The following is a 1,711-nucleotide window of genomic DNA, read 5'->3' as shown; positions in this document are numbered from 1 at the left end:
CCCCTTTCAGGTCCCAGCGCCAGATCGCCACGTCGCGGGCCGGGTCGATCACGGCGCGCGGCGTGCCCAAGTGGTCCGGCTACACGTAGCGCAGTGTGGTCTTGGCCAGCACGCCCACCGGCAAGTCATCCAGCCAGATCGCCTGCTGCACCGCCTCGCCATTACTTTCGTAGTCGTCCAGCCGGTGATCGCTCTCGTCGTACAGGGTATAGACGTTGGCTTACCCACCCACTACACCTGTTCGCTACGGCCGTTGCGCCACATTGGTGTTGATGCGCTTGATCCACGTCAGCCGGCGATGGAGGGGTCAAGCGTACTGCAGGGCCGTAATCAAGGCAGCATCAAATATCTAGACACACCTCACGAAGCATTCAAGATCGACTCAATTAAATTCTCGGACAAAATAGTTGCCAGGTCAGCTGGAGTCTCACCTGACGAATTACACAACCCTTTATCTGCGCCATTCTCTAAAAGCCATTTAACTGCCTCAACATTGCTTTGCTCTACCGCATTATGCAGAGGTGTATATCCATGCTCACCAGAAGCATTAAGGTCCGCACCAACATTAAAGAGAGCAGACATTTCTCGCACAGAGCCGCGCGTTGCCGCAACATTAATTGGATAGTCACCGAATAGACTCATCTTTTTTACACCATCCAATTCAATTCCAGCATACTCAGGAAGATCCTTATATAAAGTCAAAACATCCTCCACCTTCATATCGACCTCAATTAAATAATAAAAACAAAAATACAAAGAGGCCTTTATAATCTTCCAATCGCACCCATTAAAAGCCCACCAAGAAAACAACCTTCCATCCACAGATCCAAAACCTACTCTGGTGCAATAGAAAAACTTACCAATTGATCAAATTCCGAAAAACCAAAAATAGCCAAAGAAGACCTCTGCCGTCTATTTTCCCCGAAACCAACCACAACCGACAGAACGTCATCTTCTTCCGAGAAGAAGGCATCGACAACCTCATTTTTCATCCAAGCGATCTCGTCACTGGTCGGCGCACGCCCTATCAAATGCGATAACCCATAAACCTCAATATTAAGAATGCCACCATCGTCCCCCAGGTCTAGAACAGCAGTTCCAACAACACTTTTTTTTGATGAATCCTTAGAAATAATAAAAATTTCTCTGCCGCCAATATTATTCATTTTTCACCCCTATGGGCAGTCATCACACCATTTCTACCTATTACTACGGTCACATCATTTATCGGATCATAGTGCCGAGTCGCACCCTGGTGCGGCGTCCCAGGCATATTCCTTGCAATGTAATCCACCAGACTGACAGGTATATTTCGATCAACTCTTTCCGTTGAATAATGACGACTCAGAGGAATTCCACTTGGTGTGGAGCCATAATCTATCCGCTCTGGGCACTGCTGAGATTGCCTTTGCTCGTGCTGCCTTAAAATATCCCGCAAAAAACTTGTGTCCTGACCATTATATCTGTAACCAATCGGCCCAACCGTTTGATAGCGAAATGTAGGCTCATAGCTTTGTATCTGCCTAATCAAATAAGGAACTTCAACACGGGCAAATATCTCTTGAGTAGTCATTGGCCGCACGGGTATTGCCCGCCGACTTTGCAGACCTAACGAGTCAGAAGCCGCCAGTGGGGAACTGGAGGAGTATTCAAAAGATGCTATGCCACCATCTAATCCAATCGGATCACTCTGCACATACCGCCCCGTACC

General features: G+C 47.9%; 3 protein-coding genes and 1 pseudogene. All 4 read right to left on the bottom strand.

Annotated elements, in window-relative coordinates; translation table 11 throughout:
* A pseudogene (locus D588_RS28455) lies at nt 1–217 on the bottom strand (hypothetical protein); the annotation flags it as partial.
* Nucleotides 218–360: 143 nt separating this feature from the next.
* Nucleotides 361–810, bottom strand: coding sequence for an ankyrin repeat domain-containing protein (locus D588_RS26495; RefSeq protein WP_232764251.1), 450 nt, complete (start codon nt 808–810; stop codon nt 361–363).
* A gap of 23 nt (nt 811–833) precedes the next feature.
* Nucleotides 834–1,166 carry a hypothetical protein gene (locus D588_RS27765; protein ID WP_157836439.1) on the bottom strand — a complete coding sequence of 111 codons (333 nt, stop codon included), beginning with the start codon at nt 1,164–1,166 and terminating at the stop codon, nt 834–836.
* Nucleotides 1,163–1,711: hypothetical protein (locus tag D588_RS27760; protein WP_232764250.1), on the bottom strand; the 549-nt coding region annotated here is incomplete at its 5' end. The genes D588_RS27760 and D588_RS27765, both read right to left, overlap by 4 nt.

The organism is Xanthomonas sp. SHU 308, from assembly GCF_000364645.1.
GTDB lineage: Bacteria > Pseudomonadota > Gammaproteobacteria > Xanthomonadales > Xanthomonadaceae > Xanthomonas_A > Xanthomonas_A sontii.
This window is presented reverse-complemented; position numbering and strand designations above follow the sequence as displayed.